Genomic DNA, 24,599 nt, shown 5'->3' on the forward strand with positions numbered 1-24,599 from the left:
CGCTGTAGCTGCTAGAAATTTACTACACGATAGTCAGCATTAACATAACACTCATTCTACAATTTCTATCGATGTACCAACCTTAACTGTCGCCATAATCTCATCCATCTCATTATCAGTGACCGCAATGCAACCATCGGTCCAATCACGTTGTTGGTTAATCCACGCTAGGTGACCGAAGCCGTTCATCTGCCCATGAATCATAATATCGCCACCAGGATGGACGCCGCGTGATCGTGCCCGAGCTTTGTCCGCAGCATTGGGGTAGCTTATATGGATGGAGCGATGGGCAATAGAGTTCTCATTCTTATAATCTAAGATGTACGCCCCCACGGGTGTGCGCTCATCGCCTTGCTGCTGTTTATGACCAACCGGACTATCTCCTAGCGCAATACGATAGGACTTAATGACTTTATCACCACTCAATAGCTGCAAAATACGGTCGGATTTATCGACAAAAACTTTATCGATAACCACCGTACTAGAAATAGGCTGACCATTATTGCCTGTACTTTTTGCATCCGAGGAGGCTGTTTTGACATACCCTATCGCACTGGTGCTCATAATGGTGGTCAGTCCCAGTCCTATCACGACAAACAATCGACGCGGCTTTTTGCTGAAGCTCAGAGGAAAAAATGACATAGGCTTTAATAACTCCGTTTGGCGTTAAAGAGTGAAATGGCAACATACCACGCTATTAACTTACCAAAGCACCATGCCAGTTTTTGTGAAAATTTCATGGATAACATTAGGGTCTTTTGAACATAAAAACTTCGTTAATACCATTACACCATACGAATTGCGCCATCTAAGCGAATGACTTCTCCATTGAGATAGGCATTATCAATGATATGCATGACCAACTTGGCAAACTCATTGGGATTACCCAGACGCTTAGGATAAGGTACGCCTGCCTCTAGTTGTTCGCGCGCTTTTTCAGGGATAGTCTCCATCATCGGTGTGGCAAAGACGCCCGGCGCGACGGTCATCACGCGAATACCATGACGTGCCAGCTCACGTGCTAGTGGCAAGGTCAGACCGACGACACCTGCTTTTGACGATGAATAGCTTGCTTGCCCTACTTGTCCATCAAAAGCTGCGATAGAAGCCGTATTAATAATGACGCCATTATCAGCGTTCTTCTCTATGGAGCTGTCTGCGTTATTGGCATTTGCTACACGCTTTGCAATACTGGCTGCGACCAAACGCGCGACATTAAAGGAACCGACAAGATTAATATTGACACCGCGACTAAAAGCATCGAGATCTGCTGGGTTATTATCACGGTCCAGCAGCTTTTGTACCACAGCGATGCCCGCACAGTTGATAGACCCCTGTAAGCCGCCAAATTCTTTTTCAGCCGTATCCACAGCCGCTTGTACCTCATCACTACTGGTCACATCACAGCGTGTAAAACGCGCATTGTCACCTAGCTCGTCTACCAGTGCTTGCCCTGCTGATTCATTAAGATCTGCGATGACGACGTTACCGCCTTGATTGACAATAGCACGAACCACTGCCTCTCCCAAACCTGATGCACCGCCTGTGACCAAAAAGCTCCGTTGTTCAATGTGCATAATTATTCCTTTCATTAATGTTTTTACTGTTATTTTTATCAGTCATCGATTTCTATCTTAACCTGACAATATGAATGCATTGCGCTTTATTAAGCCGCAGATAAACTGCGCAGCAAAAAGCGCTGAATTTTACCACTTGGGGTTTTGGGCAACTCTTTCACAAACTCAACTTCGCGCGGATAAGCGTGAGTTGATAGACGTCTGCGGACTAAGTCTTGAATTTCTTTGGCAATCTCGTCTGTGCCTTCGATACCGTCTTTTAGCACCACATACGACTTAATGGTATGACCACGCACTTCGTCTGGCACGCCAACTGCCGCTGACTCTGCGACTGCCTCATGCTCCAGCACGGTGTTTTCGACATCGGTTGGTCCAACGCGGTAACCTGCGGTAATGATAATGTCGTCATCACGCCCTGAAAACCAATAGCTGCCATCACTGTGACGCTCAACCACATCACCTGTTAAATAGTAATCATCAGCGAAGGCGTCTTTTTCATTCCAGCTATAACCACGGAAATAAAACGCGGGCGATTGACTGACCACTACGGCAAGCTGTCCTTGTTCGCCATCAGCTAATATACTCATATCATCATCTAACACTACCAATGTGTGCCCCGGTAGCGCCATGCCCATCGAGCCAACCGGACATTCATGTGCTAATGCATGGTGCTCACAGCAAGTCATTCCAGTCTCGGTTTGCCCATACTGATCGCAGACTTTACAGTTTAAATAGGTTTCAACCCAATTGACCACTTCGGTATTTAAGGTCTCGCCTGCTGAATTGGCACAGCGCAGTGATAATTTAGCCTCACTATCGTTATTATTGTCATTGTGAGCAGCTTCAAACACGCCACTCGATTTCATCATACGAAATGCTGTCGGTGAGGACGCTAAATTGCTAATTTTATGACGTACCATAAAGTCGCGGGTACTGGCAGCATCAAAGCCCGCTTCATTAAAATACGTTGTTACCCCTAATAACAAAGGTCCTGTAATCGCATAATAAAGACCGTATGCCCAGCCTGGATCTGCCATGTTCCAGTAATTATCATCCGCTCGCAAGTCAATCGCATAGCGCATGTAGAGATAAAACGCTGAGAGCGCACTTAGCGGCACACTAACGCCTTTTGATTTGCCAACCGTACCCGAGGTAAACATTTGCAGAAAGGGTGCATCGGTGTCTAATGAAACCGCGTCTACCGTTTGCGACTGCGTTGCGACCTTTTCAGCGTAGCTATCATCACCCCAGCTTTGCGCATCTACCTTGCTACCAACCAGCACCATTTTGGTTTGCTTCGCTAAGTCGTCAAACTTGCCACGATTTTCTTGATTGGTAAAAACCACTTTGGTATTGGCTTTGTCCATCCGATACTTAATCGAATCATAGCCAAAGGCGGTAAATAACGGTTGATAAACCGCACCGATCCGCCAAGTCGCGAGTACAATGGTGAGCAGCTCAGGAGTGCGAGGTAGCATGGTCGCTACTTGGTCACCAGCTTTTACGCCATAAGACAACAATAAATTGGCGACTTGTGCGCTTGCCTTATCAAGCTCAGCAAAGCTCATGCGCGTCACATTACCCGCTGTATCTTCGTGCACCAGTGCAATATTACCACCGCGACCATCACGCACATGACGACCACAGCATGCCATATAAGCATTCAAGCGATCGTCTAAATGCTCGCCAAATATCTCTGTTAATAGCGCGTTCATATCAAAGTTATGATAGTAATCGCTATAGCTCATTGACGGGTGTGCAGTATGATTTGAAGTGTTATTTACAACTGATGGGTCTGAAGCAGAGGTGTTCATAAGCTAATCCTTTAGCAATAGCAGGTAACGGGCGAAATAAGAGAATTGTCAGCAGAAAAGCAGGCATATCCTAGCAACTGTTTTTTCTGCTTGTTCGCACATATCAATTTGCATAAACTATAAATGTGCATAGACTCTATTAGTAACGCATTTTAATATTTATTTCAATACATAACGTATCATTTTTATAATTCAATCACAAACTCTTGATGGAACTTTATTTCAAAGCACTCAGCAGCCACTTAAAAATCCTAGCAGCGCCTTTTCTTCATAACTTTGATGCTGTTTAGTACGACCACGGCGCGCTTGTTTATAAGGTTCAAAGAACTGCCCCGCCAAAAAGCGCTCTATAATAATGGGATTAATATAAGAAGATCGGCAGACAGCAGGGGTATTGCCCAGCTCATCAGCGACGCTTCTTACCATATCAGTCACCAGTTGCTGACGTTCTTTGCTATCGGGTTCACTGGATAAAATTGCTTTGCCAGACTTGGTTTGTAGCTCATCATAAAGGTAGCTTGCTGCCAGCACACTGGCCATCCAAGTACGAAAGTCCTTTGCGCTATATAAATTACCGCTATACATCTCACTGTCACGACTATGACTATGACCGCTAGTATGCGTGCGTAGATAGTCGTTGATATCGCTACTGTCGACGCCTTGCTTATGACCCTTGTCATCCAAATATTTAAAAATCTGATAACCAGGTAGCTCAGAACATGCCTGTACAATCTCAATCAAGCGCTCATCTTGCAATTCAATATGATGCTCTTTGGCACTTTTACCGACAAAATCAAACGCCAGTCCGTTATCAGTTTCGCTCACGTGCTTACTGCGTAGAGTACTCAAACCATAGCTCTTATTGAGCTTGGCATAGCGGCTGTTACCGATACGAATCAAGGTCGTTTCTAATAGTTTGACCACTGCTGATAAGACATTTTCACGGGATAATGATTTGGCTTTCAAGTCCTTTTCGACTTGTGCACGTAGATTCGGCAATGCTCTAGCGAAGCCTATCATGGCATCGAACTTGGCTTGGTCACGTACGCGATCCCACTCAGGGTGATACAGATACTGTTTTCGTGCTTTGTCATCACGCCCCGTCGATTGCAAGTGCCCTTTATCATCTTGGCATATCCAAACCTCTGACCACATCGGTGGTATCACTAGCGCATCAAAACGCTGTCGCAAGGCTTTGTCTTTGACCGTTTTGCCTGTGGCATCTTTATAAGTAAACCCGCGCCCCCAACGCCTACGCGCAAACCCAAGCTCATCATCACTGACATAGCGCAGATTAGCAAGGCGAGCGAGTTTTTCATAATCATGGCGTATGTCTTGCGTGGTTGTCTGGTCATTTAGCGTCGCCATAATATATACTCGATTGATAAAACAGTCGTTTTAGCATAATGAATTACGATTATTTTTGCTGTTTATTTGCCAAGAGCAAAGTGTAATTGATGTGTAAAAAAACACGCTAAAAAAGGTTCTAAATAATGAGATTATGAGCCATAATTTGATAACAATCACAATTTAATTTGAATAAAACACAATGAAAAATACCTCTATAAAGATAGCAGCATTATCTAAAGCCGATTACGAATTTTGGTTACATTTGTGGCAAAGCTACCTGATGTTTTATGACACTCAACTGCCATCAAGTACCACCCAAAACACGTGGCACAGTTTGCTGGATAGCGATGTACCGATTTATGGTTTTGGTGCTTGGCAGAACGACAAGTTGGTAGGTATCACCCATGTGGTGCTACATCCCAATACTTGGAATATCACTGAATGCTGTTACTTAGAGGATCTTTATGTTAGTGAGTCTGTGCGCGGGCAAGGCGTGGGACGCGCACTAATTGAAAAGGTATATGAGTTCGCTCGTAGTAAAAACTGCAACCGTGTGTATTGGACGACACAAGAGGGCAACACCACGGCGCGCAAACTCTATGACGCAATCGCCACTCAAACAGACATGGTGCAATATCGTAAGAACTTATAATGGTTGTCCAATACTTTATGACTCAAATTTATCTCAAAATGCAACCATAAAAAAACGCCAAGCGTTAAACACTTGGCGTTAATCTGTTGACTACTACTCTAAAAATGCTTATTTACCATAAACACATAAATAAGCCGTTTCTACTGCTACTTTTACTTGAAACTTCTGATTGGCTTCAACAGTAAATTGCTCACCTGCATTAAAGGTTTGCCACTCATCACTCTCTGGTAGCTTGACCGTCAATGCACCACTGACCACGCTCATGGTTTCAAATTCGCTGGTACCAAACTCGTACTCGCCAATTTCCATCACGCCAACTGTTGCAGGCTTAGTTGCCGTTTGAAAGGCAATAGAAGTGACTTTATTATCAAAATAACTGTTAACGCTTGGCATAATTTTCCTTAATTAAATATTAATTACTATTTTATTTTACAATCCGGCTTTTAAGCTCGCTTCGATAAATTGATCGAGGTCGCCATCGAGTACCGCGCCAGTATTAAAGGTTTCAACGCCAGTACGCAAGTCTTTGATACGTGAATCATCGAGTACATAAGAGCGAATTTGACTGCCCCAACCGACGTCTGACTTGCCATCCTCGACCGCTTGCTGAGATTCCATGCGTTTTTGCATCTCAAGCTCATAAAGCTTGGCACGCAGCAACTTCATCGCCGTCGCTTTGTTCCCATGCTGGCTACGCTCATTCTGACAAGTGACCACCACGCCACTTGGCTCGTGGGTGATACGTACCGCAGAATCAGTCGTGTTCACATGCTGACCACCTGCGCCAGATGAACGATAAGTATCGATACGCAAATCTGCTGGATTGATATCAATCTCGATATTATCATCAATTTCAGGCGACACAAAAACGGCAGCAAACGAGGTATGACGACCGTTATTGCTATCAAATGGTGATTTACGGACTAAGCGATGCACGCCGATTTCGGTACGTAACCAACCAAAAGCGTAATCCCCTTTAATCTCAATCGTTGCTGATTTAATACCGGCCACGCTACCAGAAGACACTTCAATAACTTCAACTTTGAAGCCATGCGATTCCGCCCAGCGGGTATACATACGCAACAGCATCTCTGCCCAATCTTGCGCTTCGGTGCCACCACTACCCGACTGGATATCCAAGTAGCAGTTATTAGGATCCATCTCACCGCTAAACATCCGGCGGAACTCTAAATCCGCGACGCGTTTCTCCGCATTGTCGAGCTCTGCTTGCACATCCGCCAGCAAGGATTCATCCTCTGCTTCTACCGCCAGCTCCAGCATGGCAGACGCATCTTCCAATGTGCTCTCAAGCGACACCACAACATCGATGACGCCATCAAGCTGGCTTTTTTCTTTATTAATTTTAGTCGCACGCTCTGGATCATTCCATAGCTCGGGGTTTTCTAACTCTAAATTAACTTCTTCTAAGCGTTCTTGCTTACCATCGAAGTCAAAGATACCTCCGCAAGTCCTGCCCACGCTCTGATAAATCTTTGATTCGTTCTTGATACGGATTGATTTCCATAAAGTTTCCTGTCTTTTTAAATAAATATCTCACTGATATGGCGCTATTTTAAATGAGATTAACGATAAATAGTTGGCTAATTATGACTGGCTTTATATTAAATAACGTTAAACAGCCTAAATTGACCAATCCTCTACTGCCCAGCGATGCGACAATGCATGAGCATGTAGCGCATCGTCGGGTGACACACAAATAGCCACATCCGCCCACTCAAGCAATGGAATGTCATTTTTGGAATCTGAATAAGCATAAGTTTTATCAAAAGTTGTGCCCGCTGATTGCTGCTTCTCTAGCCATTTATTCAGATGATAAATCTTACCCTCTTTAAAGTTTGGTTTATCAGTAAGTTTGCCCGTATAGCGCTCGTTTTTTATTTCAAGCGGCGTTGATAGCACATTGGCACCTTCGATACCAAAACGCTTGGCGATAGCCGAAACCACAAAATCATTGGTCGCAGAAATAATCACCACCTCATGACCTTTTTCAACATGCTGACAGAGCACTTCCATCGCTTTTGGGCGTATGTGCGGCTCAATTTCACTTTTAATATAGTCTTCTCGTAGCTCATGCAATCTATCCATCGGCAAGCTACTTAAAAACTGTGCCACAAATTCATTATATTCCGTCGCATCAAGCGTACCTTCGATATAGTCTTGGTAAAACTTTTGATTGGCCGTGCGGTATTGCGCTTCATCGACGAGGTCGTGCTTGACGATATACTCGCCCCATAAATAGTCGCTATCGACGTCGAGCAAAGTATGATCTAAATCAAAAAGTGCCAGCTCTTTTGGAGAAAGTTGTGCTTGTGTTGCCTGCATAATGAGACCTTATTATTGTTTGTTAAAGGACAGAAATACAACTGGTTTTTAATAACTTCCGCTTTGGAGATAGATATTTATATGAAAAATTTCTCAATAATTTTTCGTGAATGCTACTGTTTACCAAACAAAATTATGGTAACTTTATTTATATAACTTGTGGTTAGGGTGTGTCCTCAATCTGAACGAAAGCGCCTAAATGGGCTAAAAATGGTGATACGCCCTAGTATCTGTTTTGCTTACTCCATCATAAAAATAGAGAATCGCATGGAAGCGCCTGATGTCAAAACTGTTTTGCCAAGTAAAACGCGTCGCCCTGCCCGTTCAATCAAAGAAATCAGACAACGTCAGCTGGGTAAAAGCTATCAATCACCTTTCGACCGTATACTGTATGCGCTCTTAAATGGTGTGATGTACGGCGTTGGCGGTTTACTGATCGATCTTGCTATCGTGGTTATTCGCTCAATAGCTGGTATAGGTAATGGCGACGTTTTTTGGTTATTCACCCCATTTATGTTGGTCGTAGGCGCAATCATGGGTTTTATCGTTGGTAAAAATGCTGGCGCTGAGAGCGTCAATGCGCTTAACATCAACGAAACGGCCAATCATAATGCTTACCTTAATGACTACTCTATCCGCCATGATATTTTTCGTGGACTGATTATTGGTATTATCATTTTTGCCATTATTTGGCTGGTCATGATGCTCATGGCTTAAACTGATAACATAAAGAGCCTCTATGTAAAAAACGTTTGCGTCATTTATATAAAGACAATAGATCAATATCAGACAGTTCGCGGATGCTTTATAAATTTCTGCTTAATCAGGCATGGCTACTTCTGTTAAGCCCGTTTTAAATTTTTGACAACGCTCCGCATAATGCATCGCTGATAATTTCAACATCGCTGCTTGCTCGTCCGTTAAGGTTTTGACCACCTTTGCAGGGGCACCCATGACGAGTGAATTGTCTGGAATCTCTTTGCCTTCAGTGACCAATGCCTTAGCACCAATAATGCAATTTTTACCAATTTTTGCATTATTCAATACCACTGCCCCAATACCAACCAAACTGTTATCACCGACTTCGCAGCCGTGCAGCATCGCTAAATGACCAATGGTGACATAATTGCCGATTTTGACCTCAATGCCTGCATCAGTATGAATGACACTGTTTTCTTGCACATTACTATAATCGCCGATATGAATGCGTTCATTGTCACCGCGAATCACTGCCCCAAACCACACGTTAGCTTGATGACCCAAATAGACATCGCCTATCACTCGTGCTGAGTCTGCGACCCAACCATTAAAAGGTACCGCGAATTCGGGTACCTTGTCTAAATATTGATAAATCATAACGGCTCCTTGTTATATATAGTAATGAAATAGGTCAATCATAAAAACCAGATATCTCGATTTGCTGTCCATTGTGGCAAAGCCAAAAGGGAAAATCCAGCGCTATTAACGGCTAATAATTAAAGGCATACTTTTCAATCTAAAAATCGGCTGGCTATCTACGGGCATATTGTATATAATGCGCAAAATCTGTGCCTAAGCGAGCGGACATGATGCAAGTTACCTATTCACTATCTAGTGGGTTTTGTAGTTTCCATCAATAATGTCTTCTCGCTTTTTTGTGGAAAAATTTTGGGTTTAGGTGTTTTTTAGTATCCATTAATAGCAATTTTTGCGATACAAAAAGCCATTTCTAATCTAACATTTAATCATGAAAATCATGGCACTCACTAATAACAGCGGAGGCAAACCTTGAATTCATCGGCAGAAATACAAGCAATTTTGGCATTAGCAGACGGTACGATTTTTCGCGGTGTGAGTATCGGCAGTCTCGGTCATCGTGTCGGTGAGGTGGTGTTTAATACAGCCATGACAGGGTACCAAGAAATCCTAACCGACCCAAGTTATGCGCGCCAGATGGTCACCCTAACCTATCCGCACATTGGTAATACCGGTACCAATAGCGAGGACACTGAGTCTGGCAATGGTCATCAGGTATGGGCCGACGGTCTTATCATCCGTGATGCTACAATGGTTACCTCAAACTTCCGTAACTCTCAATCATTAACTGACTATCTACAGAGCCATGATACTGTCGCTATCGCTGAAATTGATACGCGCCAATTGACCCGCCTATTACGTGATAAAGGCGCACAAAATGGCTGTATTATGACCGCATCAAATGGCGAGACCATCAGCACTGACGATGAGCAAAAAGCGATTGAGCTGGCACAAGGGTTTGCAGGCCTAGAAGGCATGGACTTGGCAAAAGAATGCTGTACTAAAGAGACGTTCGAATGGACAGCAGGTACGTGGGATTTATCAGATACCTTACTTAACCGTGATGCCATTGGCAGCCATGATAGCGGTACAGGCGGCTTCTTTAAGCAACTCGGCACTCACATCGATTCTAAATACAATGTCGTCGCCTACGACTTCGGTAGCAAAACCAATATCCTGCGTATGCTGGTTGACCGCGGCTGTCATGTAACCGTCGTTCCTGCACAAACGCCTATCGCAGATGTACTGGCGATGAACCCAGATGGTATCTTTTTATCAAACGGTCCTGGCGACCCTGCAGCCTGCGACTATGCTATCGATGCCGTACGTCATATCATTGAAAAAACTGATGTGCCAACCTTTGGTATCTGTTTAGGTCATCAGTTGATTGGTCTAGCTAGCGGTGCAAACACCATTAAAATGAAAACCGGTCATCACGGCGCCAACCATCCAGTTCAAGATTTATCGACTGGCACAGTTATGATTACCAGTCAAAACCATGGTTTTGCGGTTAATGAAGACACGCTGCCTGATAACGTTAAATCTACCCATCGCTCATTATTTGACGGTACCAACCAAGGTATCGAGCTGACCAACAAGCCAGTCTTTAGCTTCCAAGGTCATCCAGAAGCCAGCCCAGGTCCACATGACTGCGCGCCACTGTTTGATAAGTTTGCAGATATGATGGCAAAGGCTAAAGCTTAAGCAGTTAATCAGCTTTTAAGTATCAGTCATTAGCACACAGTAAGTATTCGTTATACAGCTTAGATCACCCATGATGGTTTAAGCTGAGCCACGCAAAATATCGTTTTATTAAAGTGTTGTTTTATTAAAATATAGCACTGTTCAAATACGAGTTTAGCCGAATATAAATCAATTAAAATATCATACTAACGAAGGTAGCCCTAACTATGCCAAAACGTATCGACATAAAAAGCATTCTTATCATTGGCGCAGGCCCTATCGTCATCGGTCAAGCGTGTGAGTTTGACTATTCAGGCGCGCAGGCGTGTAAAGCGCTAAAAGAAGAAGGCTACCGCGTCATTTTGGTCAACTCAAACCCTGCGACCATCATGACCGATCCTACCATGGCGGATGCGACGTATATCGAGCCAATTACTTGGCAGACGGTTGAGCAAATCATTGCCAAAGAACGTCCTGATGCCATCTTGCCAACGATGGGCGGACAGACTGCACTAAACTGTGCCCTAGAATTAGATAAGCACGGCGTATTGACCAAATACAATTGCGAGCTAATTGGCGCGACCAAAGACTCTATCGAGATGGCAGAAGACCGCAACTTGTTTGATAAAGCCATGAAACGTATCGGTCTTGAGTGTCCACGCGCTGAAACGGCTGAGACCATGGAAGAAGCCTTTGCAACCCAAGAAAAAATGGGCTATCCATGTATCATTCGTCCCTCATTTACGATGGGTGGTTCAGGTGGCGGTATCGCTTATAACCGCGATGAGTTTATCGAGATTTGTGAGCGCGGTTTTGACTTATCACCAAACCATCAATTACTGATCGATGAGTCACTTATCGGTTGGAAAGAATATGAGATGGAAGTGGTTCGTGACAAAAACGACAACTGCATCATCATCTGTGCGATTGAGAACTTTGACCCAATGGGTGTGCATACAGGCGACTCTATTACGGTTGCACCAGCACAAACGCTGACAGACAAAGAATACCAAATCATGCGTAATGCGTCATTAGCCGTACTGCGTGAGATTGGTGTGGAAACGGGCGGCTCAAACGTCCAGTTCGGTATTAATCCTGACACGGGTCGCATGGTCGTCATCGAGATGAACCCACGCGTGTCACGTTCATCAGCATTGGCATCAAAAGCTACTGGCTTCCCGATTGCCAAAATCGCGGCTAAATTGGCCGTTGGTTATACACTAGATGAATTGCAAAACGACATCACGGGTGGCAAAACGCCAGCCAGCTTTGAGCCTGCGCTTGATTATGTGGTCACAAAAATTCCACGTTTTAACTTTGAAAAATTCCCACAAGCCGATAGTGTTTTATCAACCCAAATGAAATCGGTTGGTGAAGTGATGGCGATTGGTCGTAACTTCCAAGAGTCGATGCAAAAAGCATTACGCGGCATGGAAACTGGCAATGATGGTTTTGATGAGCAAATTGACTTTGCTGCTATCAAAGACGGTAGCCTTAGTACTGACAAAGCCCGTAGCGAGATTCATAATCGCTTAACCATTCCAACGCCTGAACGTATTTATTATATTGCGGATGCTTTCCGTATCGGTATGAGCGTCGATGAAGTATTCAACTTAACCAAAATCGATCCATGGTTCTTGGTACAAATCGAAGATATCGTGAAAACTGAAGCACAAGTTAAAGCGTTAGGTTTTGGTGGTTTAACTGAGAAGAACTTACGCAGCTTTAAACGTAAAGGTTTATCAGATTTGCGTTTAGCAAAACTCCTTGGTGTCTCACAAAAGCAACTACGTAAAAAGCGCTGGGACTTAAACGTCTATCCAGTCTATAAACGCGTCGATACCTGTGCAGCAGAATTTGCCACCAGCACCGCTTATATGTACTCAACCTACGATAGCGAATGCGAAGCCAACCCAACAAATAACAAGAAAATTATGGTTATCGGTGGCGGTCCTAACCGTATCGGTCAAGGTATCGAGTTTGACTATTGCTGTGTACACGCAGCCCTTGCTATGCGCGAAGACGGCTACGAGACCATCATGGTCAACTGTAACCCTGAAACGGTTTCAACCGATTATGACACTTCTGACCGTCTCTACTTTGAGCCAATCACGTTAGAGGACGTGTTAGAAATCGTCCGTATCGAAAATCCTGATGGTGTGATTGTACAGTTTGGTGGTCAAACGCCATTGAAACTGGCGCGCGCCCTTGAAGCTGCTGGTGTTAAAATCATCGGTACTAGCCCAGATGCGATTGACCGCGCTGAAGACCGCGAACGCTTCCAGCATATGATTCAACAGCTGAATCTTATCCAACCAACCAATGCTTTAGCGACGAGCTTAGAAGATGGTTTGGTCAAGGCAAAAGACGTTGGCTATCCGTTGGTCGTACGCCCATCATATGTACTTGGTGGTCGCGCGATGGAAATTGTCTATAACGAAGACGAGTTAAGACATTACCTACGTACGGCGGTTCAAGCATCGAACGAAGCGCCCGTCCTACTAGATCGCTTCTTAGACGATGCAATCGAAGTCGATGTAGACTGCGTTAGCGACGGTACAGACGTCGTGATTGGCGGTATCATGCAGCATATCGAACAAGCAGGCGTGCACTCTGGTGACTCAGCCTGTTCATTGCCACCTTACTCATTGTCTGATGAGCTGTGCGATGTGATGCGCGCGCAAACGGTCGCCATGGCAAAAGAGCTTGGTGTTGTCGGCTTAATGAACGTACAGTTTGCCGTAAAAGGTGAAACGATTTATATCTTAGAAGTGAACCCTCGCGCTGCCCGTACCGTGCCGTTTGTCTCTAAATGCATCGGTACTTCTTTAGCGCAAATCGCGGCGCGCTGTATGGCTGGCACCTCATTGAAAGACCAAGGCTTTACCACTGAAATCGTTCCGGCATTTTTCGCGGTCAAAGAAGCGGTATTCCCGTTTGCGAAGTTCCCTGGCGTTGATCCAATCTTGAGCCCTGAGATGAAATCAACCGGTGAAGTGATGGGCGTTGGTAAAACCTTTGGCGAAGCATTTTATAAAGCCATTATCGGTAGTAATGAGCGTCTGCCAGGTCTACCGACCGAAGGCGAAACCAAAACTGTCTTTATCTCAGTACGTGATAGTGACAAAGCACAAATCGCCCCTATCGCTCGCCAGCTTGTCGACTTTGGTTTTAACATTGTATCAACCACTGGTACGCAAAAAATATTGAGCGACGCCGGTATTGAGTGCAAGCAAATCAATAAAGTTACCGAAGGTCGCCCGCATATCGTCGATGCCTTGAAAAATGGTAAAATCGACCTTATTATCAATACCACTGAAGGCAAACAGGCACAAGAGGATTCATTCTCTATCCGCCGTAGCGCCCTGCAAGGTAAAGTATTTTATGTGACGACTTTAGGGGCGGCAGACGCGGTTTGTAAATCTTATGCCATTGACCTACCGTTTGAGGTCTATAAGCTACAAGATTTGCACGAACAAGCAAAGACTATTGCTTAGCTCTATTGACTTAGCAGCATAATTTCAGTAGATTAAGCATAACGGCAACGCTCGTTTAACAGCGGATGCAAAACTTGTTATCGATTTTCATATAACAATAGGGCTTTGAAAAAACGTACGGCTTAAAAAAGCAGTACTTTAAAAAAATAAAGTTTTAAAAAGATAGACCTAAAAAGCATAGTGGCTAAACTGCGACTATGCTTTTTATTACGTAAGGTTAAAGTGCCTTGTTTGTCAGTGTATCCATGCTCACAGATAAGCGCGTGTTTAGTTGTTACGCAGTCTAAACCTCATTCTTTTTATATCTTCACATACTCATTGCAACAACACTGACACCATCTCACTATTCACTAAGAGTAGGAGATGGTGTGGTGTTATTGGTTTAAGGAAAAAACATGCAACGTTATCCCATGACTCCGCAAGGACATGCGGCTCTAGAAGCCGAATTAAAACAGTTAAAAAGTATCGACCGCCCACGCATCACTGCTTCTATCGCTGAAGCCCGTGAACACGGCGATTTGAAAGAAAATGCTGAATATCATGCTGCTCGCGAACAGCAAGGTTTTTGTGAAGCGCGTATCCGTGATATCGAAGCCAAACTTGGCGGCGCGCAAGTGATTGATCCTGCAACATTACCAAAAGATGGTCGTGTGATATTCGGCGTGAGCGTCGTTATCGAAAACATGGACACCGGAGAAGAAAAACAATACAAAATCGTTGGTGATGACGAAGCAGACTTTAAAGCGGGTAAAATCTCAGTCAATTCACCGATCGCACGTGGTTTGATTGGTAAGTCTGAAGGCGATGAAGCACGTATTGAAACGCCAAAAGGCGTGGTCGAATACGAAATCATGAAAGTGATTTACGATTAATTTTTCTTATTTGATAAATATCTGGATAGAAAGCCTTTGATAGTAATTCTTTGATAAAAAGCTTTTGATGACAGCAGTATTTTAACGCGAATAAGCCAGCAGCTTGCTTAGCTGATAAGCGTAGAAAATAGTACACAACCTCATTATTCATACAGCAGAAGTTACACAACGCTGCTTTTTTAGTCTGTTTGTTTTAGCGCATAATTGCTCGAGTATAGATGCTGAGCCTTGTGCTGATTACAAGTGTTTCATGATAAGCATTAGACATCAGTGCTTAACAACTGACTAAAATAATGATGGAGAGATAGCGAACGTTGGCTATCATTAGTATCTTTACCCTCGTTATTTGACATGGTTTACATGCTCATTTGACGGGGGTTTTTCTTTTCTAGGTGTTGTTTTCTAAGCGTTATTTTTTACGCTTTGCTTTCTGCTACTACATTAGCGGCTTTATTTACTGTTATCTTAAAGGAATCTATTATGACCATACACATCGATATGCCAGCGTTACTAACTATAAATAAGAGGGCGTTTACCCAGCACAGCCTCATCAAAAAAAGCGTGATAAGCACTGCTATTCCAACAATCTTAGCAGGCGCTTTATTGACGGTATCTACCGCACATGCTGCGCCTGAAATCGCCATCACTTCATCTGCTGGTAGTAGCACTACCGTCGTTGAGCAGTATTCTGACGGTAAAACCGCGACCATTACAGCGACACCACACGGCATCACTATGCAAGACGGCATGCCTTATGCTGTGACTCAAGTAACTAACGTTCCACGCTATACGGTTCGCCAAGTAGCCAGTAATGGTGCGAGCAATACGGTCGTCACCCAAGGCAGCACCACGGTTACAAGCGTACCTGTGACCAACCAAGTCACCAATCAAACAAGCAAAGTTGATGTCATAGCCGTGCCGACGACTAGCGTGACACAAGTATTGCCTGTGACGACGGCTACCCAATTGCCAGTCATCAATACGCCAACGACAACCGTAGTGACGAACCAACCTGCAACGACGCAAATAGTATCTACGTCTTTAGATGCTCTGCAACTGACCCCGACCTTTAGTACGCCTGACGTGGTGAATGCACAAACCAAAGTGATGAAAATATTAAAAAATAAAGATGGTCGCGAAGTGGCTGTACCTGCGAACCATATCGCACCTGGCGACATCATCGAATACCACACCACTTATACCAATACCACGGCACAACCCGTCACTGACATCAATGCCATGGTGTCACTGCCAAATGGCGTGCAATTGGTATCATTGAATAGCCCACTACCAACGCTTGCGACAACAGGCGGCGACAGTTATCAGACTATCCAACAAGTTGGCAATACTGTAGTTATCACAGAAAATTACTCTGGACTCAAATGGAACTTGGTAGATCTTCCTGCTAACGCACCGCAAACGGTTGTAATACGTGCGAAAGTTCAGTGAAAATTAGATTTTAAAGTTTAGATTTGAAAATATTGTTATTTAATAAATCTTAAAATTAATAAAAGGTCTTGCCGGCTAATTTCCTAGTCAGCAAGACCTTTTTGATGAGTGTACCTTATTCCTTAACAACCAACCTTTTGCTATAGTGCTCTTAACTCAAAACAAATATCCGGTCATTATCTGCATGTATAAATTTACTCCTCTCTATTCATTGGCTTTTATTATTTATGGCTGTATTTTTAGTTCTATATCTTGGGCTGAAGCTGCCGAACCAAAATTTGACGCTATCTTTTATATGTCGAAAATTTGTACTGCATATATAACTAAGAACGATAATGAATTTTGCGATGATGGTTATATCCTTAAAAGCGAAACGTTAAATAATGGCGAAGTAATAGAAACTGTGCTTATGGATGGAATAGGTCATTACGGCTGGAACCATACTTCGCTTAAAAAAATCGATAAAGATACTTATCATGTCTATATCGGCTGTGGCAATCCGTGCGGTGCTAACATGCTATTTGGTCGTGGCGGCAAGGAGCAATACTTTGGCCGTTATTTCACCTTTGACCTAAACAGTCGGTGTAGCGTTAGATATAATAATGATAAACAATTATGGACGGCTAGCCGTTTTTTTTCAGATAAAGAAATCGATTTTCCTTCGACCTATGACCCAGACGCTTTTGCAGCTTACCCCAAGTACAACGTCGAGTTTGATAAAAAAGGACGTCTCATTGTCAAAGAATACTTCTCAGAAGAAGTGGTTCAAACGTTGCCTAATCCCTGCTCTCATAATTAAAAAAATCTCATAAATAGCACGACAATAGTTGTCGCATGAAATCAATATTTCTTCAATAATTCCAGTGACTTACAAGCTTATTTGCTAAAATAACAACCTATGAATGAATTGGTAAATCGCAATTATGGCCACCATCAATTATGAACGACTACAAGGCAAGCTCAATATTTTAGCGGATGCTGCTAAATATGATGTTTCTTGCTCATCCTCCGCTGGTACGCGCAAAAACCAAGGCGGTGGTCTGGGCGATGCTTCTGCAACTGGTATTTGTCACAGCTACACTGAAGATGGTCGCTGCGTCAGCTTGTTAAAAATCCTCTTAACCAATCATTGTATTTACGACTGCGCTTATTGCACCTCACGTAAAAGCAATGACACCCCACGCGCTGCTTTTAGCGTCGAGGAAGTCGTTGATTTAACCATGCAGTTTTATCGCCGTAACTATATCGAAGGGCTGTTTCTTAGCTCAGGTATTTTTAAAAGTGGCGATTATACGATGGAACGACTGGTTGAGGTCGCTAAGATATTGCGGACACGTGAACGCTTTAATGGCTATATCCATTTAAAGACCATTCCCGGTGCATCAAAAGAACTGCTATTAGAAGCGGGATTATACGCTGACCGCTTAAGCGTTAATATCGAGATTCCGACCAAATCAGGTCTAGCACTGCTCGCCCCAGAAAAATCACATGATGAATTAAAAGCGCCAATGGAAATGGTTAAAACTGAAATTATTACGATCAAAGAGAGCCGTAAAACCCATAAGAAAGCACCGAAATTTGTGCCAGCAGGTCAAACCAGTCAGATGATTGTTGGCGCGAGTAACGAGACTGACTTGCAAGTAATTCAGTTATCGAGTCATTTTTATAAACAGTACGATCTTAAGCGCGTTTACTATTCTGGCTATGTACCGATGTTGTCCGACAGTCGCCTGCCAGCCATTGGAACGCCAGTGCCGATGATACGTGAAAACCGTCTGTATCAAGCGGATTGGCTGATGCGTTTTTATGGCTTTGGCGCCCATGAAATCGTTGAACCAGACTCGCCATTTTTAGATTTAGACTGCGACCCAAAGCTTGCTTGGGCAATCCGCCACCGTGAGCATTTTCCGGTCAATATTCAAACCGCAAGCTATGAGATGATTGTGCGTATCCCGGGCATTGGTACTAAGACGGCTAAAAAAATAGTGAAGGCGCGCAAGTTTAATCAGTTGACGCTTTATCATCTGAAAAAGATGGGCGCGGCGGTCAATCGCGCCAAATACTTTATCGCGACGACAGGTAAGAACGAACATTTAGCGCATTTAACGCGTAATAACTTCCGGCAATATATATTGGCACAGACGCAGACCAAATATAAAGATCAACGCAACGGTCAACTAGCGCTGTTTTAAATAGCACTGTTGTAATTAGCATTGTTTCAGTAATTACTATTATAAATAGGAGTGTAGATGTCACAACTGCTGCAAAGCCACGACTATCCTGTCGGTCACTTAACGCCCAACATTGTGCTTTATGAGCCAAGTTTTGAGGGTTGGCTAAGTGCGGTATTTTATGTCTATGCCAATAAATTGCAAAACGATGATTCTCTACAGTTAATCGCTCAAGACTGCTATGTACCTTCATTAATCGCACAAGCGACTAGCGTTACTACCGATGAAGACAATGCCGAACGCGTACTGATAAAGCTGAATAAGCTCTTAGGTCGTTCAGGTATGCGCAATATTCTCTGGGGATTTTTATCCGAAAAAGACAATATCGGTACGACTCTATTTCAAGTGGTCAAATATGCCATTGACTACCCTAGCCGCCATATTATGGAAGACTTGGGTAATCTCAATGTCTTAGAGCTGGTGCAAACTGTCAAATCGGTCGGTCGTGAGAAACATCGTATGGAAGCCTTTGTACGTTTTGAGCATACCACTGACGATATCTATTTTGCGCGAGTGGAGCCGGATTTTAATGTCTTGCCTTTGATTGGCGAGCATTTTCGTCAGCGCTACCAAGACCAACACTGGGCGATTTATGATTTATCCCGTGGCTATGGCATTTATTATGACAAGAGCCAAAGCACGCCTAAACGCCCCGCTGCCCTGCAAACCATCACTGATTTAGATGATACCGTGCTGCGCAATCCTGCCAGTATTCATAGCGAGGATGAGCAGCGCTATCAAAAATTTTGGCAAGGTTACTTTACCAACGTCAACATCAAAGAGCGTAAAAACCCACGTTTGCATAAGCAATACTTGCCGCAGCGCTATTGGAAATACTTAAGCGAAAAACAAGTACTGCCCAATGCTGAGCATTTACAGAAACGTCGTTAATGACTCTTATCCTTCGATTCAAGCCTTTATGCGTCTCTCTCTTAAAAACTCGACCATATAACCTTATCTTTTTATCTTGATGGTTGAGTTTTGGCAGCTTTTAACTGACAATAGCCACTTGTTATTATCAACTGGTCACCAATGCCATTATGAAAGTTATGCGCTTATTATCGTCTTTAAAGCATGATGAATCCGAGCGCGGTATTTTTCATCTTGGACGCGCATTGGTCAAAAATGGCCATACCTCCATCATCGTCTCTAGCGCCGATGAAGATAATGATCTGGTCAAACGCCTCAAGCGTGATGGTAATAACTACCATCAGCTGCATATGAATAAAAAGTCTTGGCTGTCGTTACTACAAGTCACGGCGCTGCGGCGTTTAATTGAAGAGTACGATCCTGACGTGATCCATGTGCACTCACGCACACCTGCATGGATACTGCATTTGGCATTGCGCCGCGCCCGTGTCAAACGGATACCAAAGCTAGTGTCAACCATGTATGGTTTTTATCCGATCAATAAGTACTCTCAAGCCCTACTTGATGTCGATACCATCATTACCGTCTCCGATAGTGTGACCAATTATCTAAAAAAAGGCCTGCGCCGAGAAGATGCCGACCCCAAAGTCATCAAACGCATCTACCGTGGTATCGATACGCGCCGCTATCCTTATCGTCATAATCCGTCTGTTTATTGGTTACGGCATACTTTTGCTGAATATCCTGAGCTTGAGCATAAAAAGTGGCTGGTATTTCCAACCATTATTGGTAACGAATATGGTCAGGAATGGCTGATTGATATTTTGGGCAACTTGCAAGAACAGTTCCCTAACATCCACGTCATTATCATGGATGATGATTATAGAGATGGTGACGTCGCGCATGAAGATTTCCGCCAACGCACCAATACACTAGGGTTGGCTGATCGCATTACGTATGTAGGTAGCAAACGTAATGACATGCGTGAATGGCTCTCAGCCGCCAATATCGTCATGGCACTTGCTAATGAGCCTGAATCAATCGGCATCAACGCCTTACAAGCGATTCATTTAGGCACGCCCGTTATTGGTTGGGATCAGGCCGCATTTAGTGAGATTTTACAACCGCTATATCCTCAAGGGCTGGTCAAAAAATACAATGCCAATGCGCTATGTAAAGCCGTGAGAAATCAATTAGAAAGCATCACACGCCCTGAAATGACCAATAAATTCACCATGCGTGAGATGATTGAAGAAACCCTCGCTGTCTACCAAGGTTTATACGACGACTCGCTCGCAGAGGAACAAGCTGCGAGCGATGCCGCTGCTGTCAAAAGAATTAACAAGACGCTAAAAAAATCCTCTAAACCCACTAGTAAGAAGCCTGAGTCTGCTTATGTCGCGCTTGCACCAGCCGATAAACAAACTAAAGTAAAGCTTATCAAAGAAAAACCTAAAGCGATGAGTCCCTCAAATTCGCCTACTGACGCAGAAACGCTTCAAAATCATAAAGACCTGTAAGCCTATTACTTTGTTACTTAGGCTAATATCTAACAGCCTGCTAGGGCGTGTTTTCACAATGAATTATTTCATACAAAAAAACGCGGCTTCTACTTTTAGAAGCAGCGCGGGAAATCACTATGGTTATTTAAACATCAACTTAAATGGCTATTAAAATGCTCACCTAATAAGTCGTCGGGGTGTGCGCACTAACAATGCGAGTCACGCCATCAGTAGGATTGATAAAAGTATGCGGGCGAATGGTATCAATCACGTAGCTATCCCCTTGGTTTAAGAGATACGTCGTCTCATCGATACGGATAAGAATTTTGCCTTCAATAACGGTGCCAATCTCTTCACCTTCGTGGGCGATTTTTTCTTCCGTTGAGCTGTTCGGTTGATACACCTCAATCAAAAAACCCAAATTCTTGGTGGTACTACAGTTATATACCTGTCTTAGCGACACTCTGCTACTCGGTTCGCTCAACTCCAACAAATCCTTTGGCGTTACTACGACTCTCGCCTTTGGTTCCTTCCATTCATCGCTAAAAAACGTGGTCAAATCAGAACCCAATACCGCCAAAATTGCCTTTAGCGTATTCACTGCTGGACTGACTTTATTGCGCTCAATGGAGCTAATAGAAGTATTGGTTAATCCTGACAATTTCGCAAGCTTACGTTGCGAGTAGCCTTTTGCGAGACGCAGCTGATTGATCTTTTTACCGATATCCTCTTCTGGCGACTCATCATTTTCGGCTGACATCGCTGCCTCAGAGTCTGTCAGCTCATCTTCATCATCACCACTGATGCCGTCATCTGTATCGATATCAGCCTTATCGCTGGCAACATCAGCGTCAATGCTGCTATTAATATCAATGTCAGTGCTGGCATTGTCTACATTGCCTTCAGTAGTGCTATTCAGTTTGGGGTTTGCTGGCATAGTGAATGAATTCCGCGAATAGAAATTTGGACAAGTCGTCTTGTGCATAATTTAACTCAGGATGCCATTGTACACCAATCATAAATGGATGTTGCAACAAGCTGATGGCTTCGACCAAACCATCAGGCGCTAGAGCCTCAACCAATAAACGCGCGCCCACTTTATTGATTGCTTGTTTATGTAGCGAGTTAACGTGCCATTTTTCACCAAAGGCGGCAAGCCTGCCATTTGGTTGAATAATCACGTCATGAACTGGCTGATACTGCACTTCAAGTGGCTGAGTATTGTCCTCTAAATGTGGCTCATAAAACCCCTCTACTTCCCGCCAATCAGGATGTAGCGTGCCACCAAAATGCACATTCATCTCTTGCAAACCTCGGCAAACCGCTAGTAATGGAGTGCCAGTCTTGTCTGCATAATCCAACAATTTAAAGCTCAGCTCATCACGACCTAAGTCTTGTTTCGCTTCGATATGCGTCGCGCCATAACGCGTTGGTGCCACGTTACTATAACTGCCCGTTAACAAAATCCCATCTGCGATATTCAGTAGCGCCTCAAAGTTTTCGCTATCGGCAGCAGTATTTGGCAGCAGTATGGGATTGCCACCATAAAAATTCACGGCATCGATATATTTTTGATACACCGCTTGTGCTGGCTGCCCATCAACCATCTTATGACAAGAAACAATAGCAATAATAGGTCTAGAATTTTTCATACCGTCTTCCCTAGTTATAACAAATAGACCTCATCGTCTATATTGTTCAATCCTTTATTTAGCTAAAACTTAACACAGCATCTCATAAAATGTAAACTATAAATTTCAATATCGCCGATAATAATAATAAAATCGAATAAATGCATTAATTTGAGATAATTTTAAATAAAAATTGACAACTATATTTTTCACACCTATATTGGAAGTCATCAGCGAGACATTAAACAAGGGTTGACGTTTATATCTCGATGTTAAGGGCTAAGAACAGCGAAATATAAAGAATTCATATTATTAATAAAATCTGTTTTGAGAAACCTAAAGAGACACATAAAGACTGTTTAAATAAGACGTAATCAATCGCTGTTTTACCAAGCACTGGTTAGAAATATCACTAAAAGACGATGCGCCAGCAGTATCCGTATTGACAATAATCCCAGTAATTCTAAAAATTCATAGGAAGAATAGACATGATGACAACCAATGGAATGGTCGAATCTGCAAACAACACCGAATACGTTTATGTTGCGGCAGGTGATATTAATGGCTTACTTCGTGGTAAGCGCATCCCTTTCAATCAAATGGAAAAAGCAGAAAACGGTGCGATACGATTGCCTTTATCTATCTTAGGCGTTGATATTTGGGGTGCTGATGTCATCGAGTCTTCTCAATGTAATGGCGATATAGATGCCATTGCCCGTCCTACTGGTCGTGCCGCCTATCCACTTCTCAATACCAGTGCGCCTTCATCGCTATTGCCCGTTTGGCTTTATACAGAAAATAACGAACCTTATTACGGTGATGCCAGACACGTTTTGGATTACATTAGCAAAAAATTCAAAGCGCTTGGTTTGACTCCAGTGATGGCCACTGAGCTGGAATTTTATTTGGTTGACTATACTGAAGGCGAAACGCCAAGACCACCTATCCGCCCCAAAAGCGGGCTAAGACTGAATAAAACCTCAATTTTGAGTATCAATGATCTATTACAATTCGATGAATTTTTAGACGAAGTTTATGCACAGTGCAAAAAGCTCGATATCCCAGCAGATGCCGCTTTGGCAGAGAATGGCTGTGGTCAGTTTGAGATTAATTTATTACACGTAGACGATCCACTGAAAGCCGCTGACGATGCGATTTTGTTCAAACAGGTCGTCAAAGCCGTCGCTGCTCGCCGTAAACTCACCGCGACATTCATGGCAAAACCTTTTGGTCTGCAGTCGGGTAATGGTTTTCATGTGCATTGCAGCTTATTAGATAAAGACGGTAATAATGTCTTTGATGATGGGTCAGATGAAGGCTCAGATATCTTGCGCCATGCAGTCGCCGGCTTGTTAAAGACCATGTCAGATTGCACGTTGCTATTTGCCCCACATGTGAATTCTTATCGCCGCTTTACACCCGGTACGCTAGCGCCAAACAATGTGTCATGGGGTTATGAAAACCGCACGGCGGCAGTACGTATCCCTGGTGGTGACTCAAAAGCACGCCGTATCGAGCACCGTGTCTCTGGCGCTGACGCCAATCCTTATCTGGTCTGTAGTGCGGTACTGGCAGGTATGCTGTATGGCATCGAAAACAAGCTAGAAGCGCCAGAACCCATTAATAGTATTACTTACGACGAAGCAGAGCTTAAGACCTTGCCACTAGACTGGCTCTCAGCCATCCGCAAATTTGAAAGCAGTGATGTGATTGATTCGCTGTTCCCAAGCGAGATGATTGAGCTGTTGATCGCGGTCAAAAAGCAAGAAGCCAAACGCTTTGCTCAGCAAGTGACCAACCTTGAATACCTCACCTATTTACAGGATGTTTGA

21 protein-coding genes are annotated in these 24,599 nt (G+C 43.6%); 11 read left to right on the plus strand and 10 right to left on the minus strand.

What is annotated here, in order from left to right:
• Positions 1 to 51 precede the first annotated feature (51 nt).
• The 4 genes from JMW85_RS09405 to JMW85_RS09420 form a co-directional block, all read right to left on the minus strand.
• Positions 52 to 642, minus strand: coding sequence for a L,D-transpeptidase family protein (locus JMW85_RS09405; protein ID WP_201581577.1), 591 nt, complete (start codon positions 640 to 642; stop codon positions 52 to 54).
• A 143-nt stretch (positions 643 to 785) separates the two neighbouring features.
• Complete coding sequence (locus JMW85_RS09410; protein ID WP_201581578.1) at positions 786 to 1,577, minus strand: SDR family NAD(P)-dependent oxidoreductase; 792 nt, start codon at positions 1,575 to 1,577, stop codon at positions 786 to 788.
• 89 nt (positions 1,578 to 1,666) lie between these two features.
• Positions 1,667 to 3,325 (minus strand): AMP-binding protein, encoded by a 1,659-nt coding sequence (locus JMW85_RS09415; RefSeq protein ID WP_374220457.1) that lies wholly within the window; start codon positions 3,323 to 3,325, stop codon positions 1,667 to 1,669.
• A gap of 297 nt (positions 3,326 to 3,622) precedes the next feature.
• Positions 3,623 to 4,759, minus strand: a complete 1,137-nt coding sequence (locus JMW85_RS09420; protein WP_201581580.1) for a DNA topoisomerase IB — start codon at positions 4,757 to 4,759, stop codon at positions 3,623 to 3,625.
• A gap of 181 nt (positions 4,760 to 4,940) precedes the next feature.
• Here JMW85_RS09420 and JMW85_RS09425 point away from each other — a divergent pair, with 181 nt between their 5' ends.
• On the plus strand, positions 4,941 to 5,393 hold the full coding sequence (locus tag JMW85_RS09425; protein WP_201581581.1) for a GNAT family N-acetyltransferase: 453 nt from the start codon (positions 4,941 to 4,943) through the stop codon (positions 5,391 to 5,393).
• Positions 5,394 to 5,501: 108 nt separating this feature from the next.
• Here JMW85_RS09425 and ppnP read toward each other — a convergent pair whose 3' ends face one another.
• The 3 genes from ppnP to JMW85_RS09440 form a co-directional block, all read right to left on the minus strand.
• Positions 5,502 to 5,786, minus strand: a complete 285-nt coding sequence (ppnP, locus tag JMW85_RS09430) for a pyrimidine/purine nucleoside phosphorylase (protein ID WP_045445514.1) — start codon at positions 5,784 to 5,786, stop codon at positions 5,502 to 5,504.
• Between the two features lie 36 nt (positions 5,787 to 5,822).
• Positions 5,823 to 6,918, minus strand: a protein-coding gene (gene prfB, locus JMW85_RS09435; RefSeq protein WP_157292386.1) for a peptide chain release factor 2 whose coding sequence is annotated in 2 segments (ribosomal slippage) — positions 5,823 to 6,845 and positions 6,847 to 6,918 — 1,095 coding nt in all. Because the reading frame shifts where the segments join, the coding sequence is not laid out codon by codon here.
• A 116-nt stretch (positions 6,919 to 7,034) separates the two neighbouring features.
• The gene (locus JMW85_RS09440; protein WP_193216880.1) at positions 7,035 to 7,736 is read right to left on the minus strand and encodes an HAD family hydrolase; all 702 of its coding nucleotides are present in this window, start codon (positions 7,734 to 7,736) and stop codon (positions 7,035 to 7,037) included.
• Positions 7,737 to 8,003: 267 nt separating this feature from the next.
• On the opposite strand from JMW85_RS09440, the gene JMW85_RS09445 reads away from it, so the two are divergent.
• Positions 8,004 to 8,453 carry a hypothetical protein gene (locus tag JMW85_RS09445; protein WP_201581582.1) on the plus strand — a complete coding sequence of 150 codons (450 nt, stop codon included), beginning with the start codon at positions 8,004 to 8,006 and terminating at the stop codon, positions 8,451 to 8,453.
• 102 nt (positions 8,454 to 8,555) lie between these two features.
• Here the strand turns inward: JMW85_RS09445 and JMW85_RS09450 are convergent, their stop codons facing one another.
• Positions 8,556 to 9,092 carry a gamma carbonic anhydrase family protein gene (locus JMW85_RS09450; protein WP_201581583.1) on the minus strand — a complete coding sequence of 179 codons (537 nt, stop codon included), beginning with the start codon at positions 9,090 to 9,092 and terminating at the stop codon, positions 8,556 to 8,558.
• 411 nt (positions 9,093 to 9,503) lie between these two features.
• Here JMW85_RS09450 and carA point away from each other — a divergent pair, with 411 nt between their 5' ends.
• The 8 genes from carA to JMW85_RS09490 all read left to right on the plus strand — a co-directional run bounded on the left by carA (position 9,504) and on the right by JMW85_RS09490 (position 21,154).
• Positions 9,504 to 10,736 (plus strand): glutamine-hydrolyzing carbamoyl-phosphate synthase small subunit, encoded by a 1,233-nt coding sequence (gene carA / locus JMW85_RS09455; protein ID WP_201581584.1) that lies wholly within the window; start codon positions 9,504 to 9,506, stop codon positions 10,734 to 10,736.
• A 206-nt stretch (positions 10,737 to 10,942) separates the two neighbouring features.
• Positions 10,943 to 14,212 carry a carbamoyl-phosphate synthase large subunit gene (gene carB / locus JMW85_RS09460; protein WP_201581585.1) on the plus strand — a complete coding sequence of 1,090 codons (3,270 nt, stop codon included), beginning with the start codon at positions 10,943 to 10,945 and terminating at the stop codon, positions 14,210 to 14,212.
• A 395-nt stretch (positions 14,213 to 14,607) separates the two neighbouring features.
• Complete coding sequence (gene greA, locus JMW85_RS09465; protein WP_045445504.1) at positions 14,608 to 15,084, plus strand: transcription elongation factor GreA; 477 nt, start codon at positions 14,608 to 14,610, stop codon at positions 15,082 to 15,084.
• 480 nt (positions 15,085 to 15,564) lie between these two features.
• Positions 15,565 to 16,533: a hypothetical protein gene (locus tag JMW85_RS09470; protein WP_227681769.1), complete on the plus strand. Its 969-nt coding sequence runs from the start codon at positions 15,565 to 15,567 to the stop codon at positions 16,531 to 16,533.
• Positions 16,534 to 16,717: 184 nt separating this feature from the next.
• A complete protein-coding gene (locus tag JMW85_RS09475) occupies positions 16,718 to 17,332 on the plus strand; it encodes a hypothetical protein (RefSeq protein WP_201581586.1) in 615 nt (204 codons plus the stop codon).
• Between the two features lie 124 nt (positions 17,333 to 17,456).
• Entirely contained in the window at positions 17,457 to 18,725 is a 1,269-nt protein-coding gene (locus JMW85_RS09480; RefSeq protein ID WP_201581587.1) for a putative DNA modification/repair radical SAM protein, read from the plus strand.
• A gap of 57 nt (positions 18,726 to 18,782) precedes the next feature.
• Positions 18,783 to 19,655 carry a TIGR03915 family putative DNA repair protein gene (locus tag JMW85_RS09485; protein WP_201581588.1) on the plus strand — a complete coding sequence of 291 codons (873 nt, stop codon included), beginning with the start codon at positions 18,783 to 18,785 and terminating at the stop codon, positions 19,653 to 19,655.
• A 149-nt stretch (positions 19,656 to 19,804) separates the two neighbouring features.
• Entirely contained in the window at positions 19,805 to 21,154 is a 1,350-nt protein-coding gene (locus tag JMW85_RS09490) for a glycosyltransferase (protein ID WP_227681771.1), read from the plus strand.
• Between the two features lie 163 nt (positions 21,155 to 21,317).
• Here the strand turns inward: JMW85_RS09490 and JMW85_RS09495 are convergent, their stop codons facing one another.
• Positions 21,318 to 22,073 (minus strand): cupin domain-containing protein, encoded by a 756-nt coding sequence (locus JMW85_RS09495; protein WP_201581589.1) that lies wholly within the window; start codon positions 22,071 to 22,073, stop codon positions 21,318 to 21,320.
• The gene (locus tag JMW85_RS09500) at positions 22,048 to 22,788 is read right to left on the minus strand and encodes a gamma-glutamyl-gamma-aminobutyrate hydrolase family protein (RefSeq protein ID WP_201581590.1); all 741 of its coding nucleotides are present in this window, start codon (positions 22,786 to 22,788) and stop codon (positions 22,048 to 22,050) included. Before JMW85_RS09500 ends, JMW85_RS09495 begins: the two co-directional genes overlap by 26 nt.
• 467 nt (positions 22,789 to 23,255) lie before the next feature.
• On the opposite strand from JMW85_RS09500, the gene JMW85_RS09505 reads away from it, so the two are divergent.
• The gene (locus JMW85_RS09505) at positions 23,256 to 24,599 is read left to right on the plus strand and encodes a glutamine synthetase family protein (RefSeq protein ID WP_201581591.1); all 1,344 of its coding nucleotides are present in this window, start codon (positions 23,256 to 23,258) and stop codon (positions 24,597 to 24,599) included.

The sequence above is a fragment of the Psychrobacter glacincola genome (assembly GCF_904846075.1).
Lineage (GTDB): Bacteria > Pseudomonadota > Gammaproteobacteria > Pseudomonadales > Moraxellaceae > Psychrobacter > Psychrobacter glacincola_C.

Coding starts and splice junctions, on each gene's coding strand:
- JMW85_RS09405 (WP_201581577.1), bottom strand. CDS start 642: ATGTCATTTTTTCCTCTGAGCTTCAGCAAAAAGCCGCGTCGATTGTTT.
- JMW85_RS09410 (WP_201581578.1), bottom strand. CDS start 1,577: ATGCACATTGAACAACGGAGCTTTTTGGTCACAGGCGGTGCATCAGGT.
- JMW85_RS09415 (WP_374220457.1), bottom strand. CDS start 3,325: ATGAGCTATAGCGATTACTATCATAACTTTGATATGAACGCGCTATTA.
- JMW85_RS09420 (WP_201581580.1), bottom strand. CDS start 4,759: ATGGCGACGCTAAATGACCAGACAACCACGCAAGACATACGCCATGAT.
- JMW85_RS09425 (WP_201581581.1), top strand. CDS start 4,941: ATGAAAAATACCTCTATAAAGATAGCAGCATTATCTAAAGCCGATTAC.
- ppnP (WP_045445514.1), bottom strand. CDS start 5,786: ATGCCAAGCGTTAACAGTTATTTTGATAATAAAGTCACTTCTATTGCC.
- JMW85_RS09440 (WP_193216880.1), bottom strand. CDS start 7,736: ATGCAGGCAACACAAGCACAACTTTCTCCAAAAGAGCTGGCACTTTTT.
- JMW85_RS09445 (WP_201581582.1), top strand. CDS start 8,004: ATGGAAGCGCCTGATGTCAAAACTGTTTTGCCAAGTAAAACGCGTCGC.
- JMW85_RS09450 (WP_201581583.1), bottom strand. CDS start 9,092: ATGATTTATCAATATTTAGACAAGGTACCCGAATTCGCGGTACCTTTT.
- carB (WP_201581585.1), top strand. CDS start 10,943: ATGCCAAAACGTATCGACATAAAAAGCATTCTTATCATTGGCGCAGGC.
- greA (WP_045445504.1), top strand. CDS start 14,608: ATGCAACGTTATCCCATGACTCCGCAAGGACATGCGGCTCTAGAAGCC.
- JMW85_RS09470 (WP_227681769.1), top strand. CDS start 15,565: ATGACCATACACATCGATATGCCAGCGTTACTAACTATAAATAAGAGG.
- JMW85_RS09475 (WP_201581586.1), top strand. CDS start 16,718: ATGTATAAATTTACTCCTCTCTATTCATTGGCTTTTATTATTTATGGC.
- JMW85_RS09480 (WP_201581587.1), top strand. CDS start 17,457: ATGGCCACCATCAATTATGAACGACTACAAGGCAAGCTCAATATTTTA.
- JMW85_RS09485 (WP_201581588.1), top strand. CDS start 18,783: ATGTCACAACTGCTGCAAAGCCACGACTATCCTGTCGGTCACTTAACG.
- JMW85_RS09490 (WP_227681771.1), top strand. CDS start 19,805: ATGAAAGTTATGCGCTTATTATCGTCTTTAAAGCATGATGAATCCGAG.
- JMW85_RS09495 (WP_201581589.1), bottom strand. CDS start 22,073: ATGCCAGCAAACCCCAAACTGAATAGCACTACTGAAGGCAATGTAGAC.
- JMW85_RS09500 (WP_201581590.1), bottom strand. CDS start 22,788: ATGAAAAATTCTAGACCTATTATTGCTATTGTTTCTTGTCATAAGATG.
- JMW85_RS09505 (WP_201581591.1), top strand. CDS start 23,256: ATGATGACAACCAATGGAATGGTCGAATCTGCAAACAACACCGAATAC.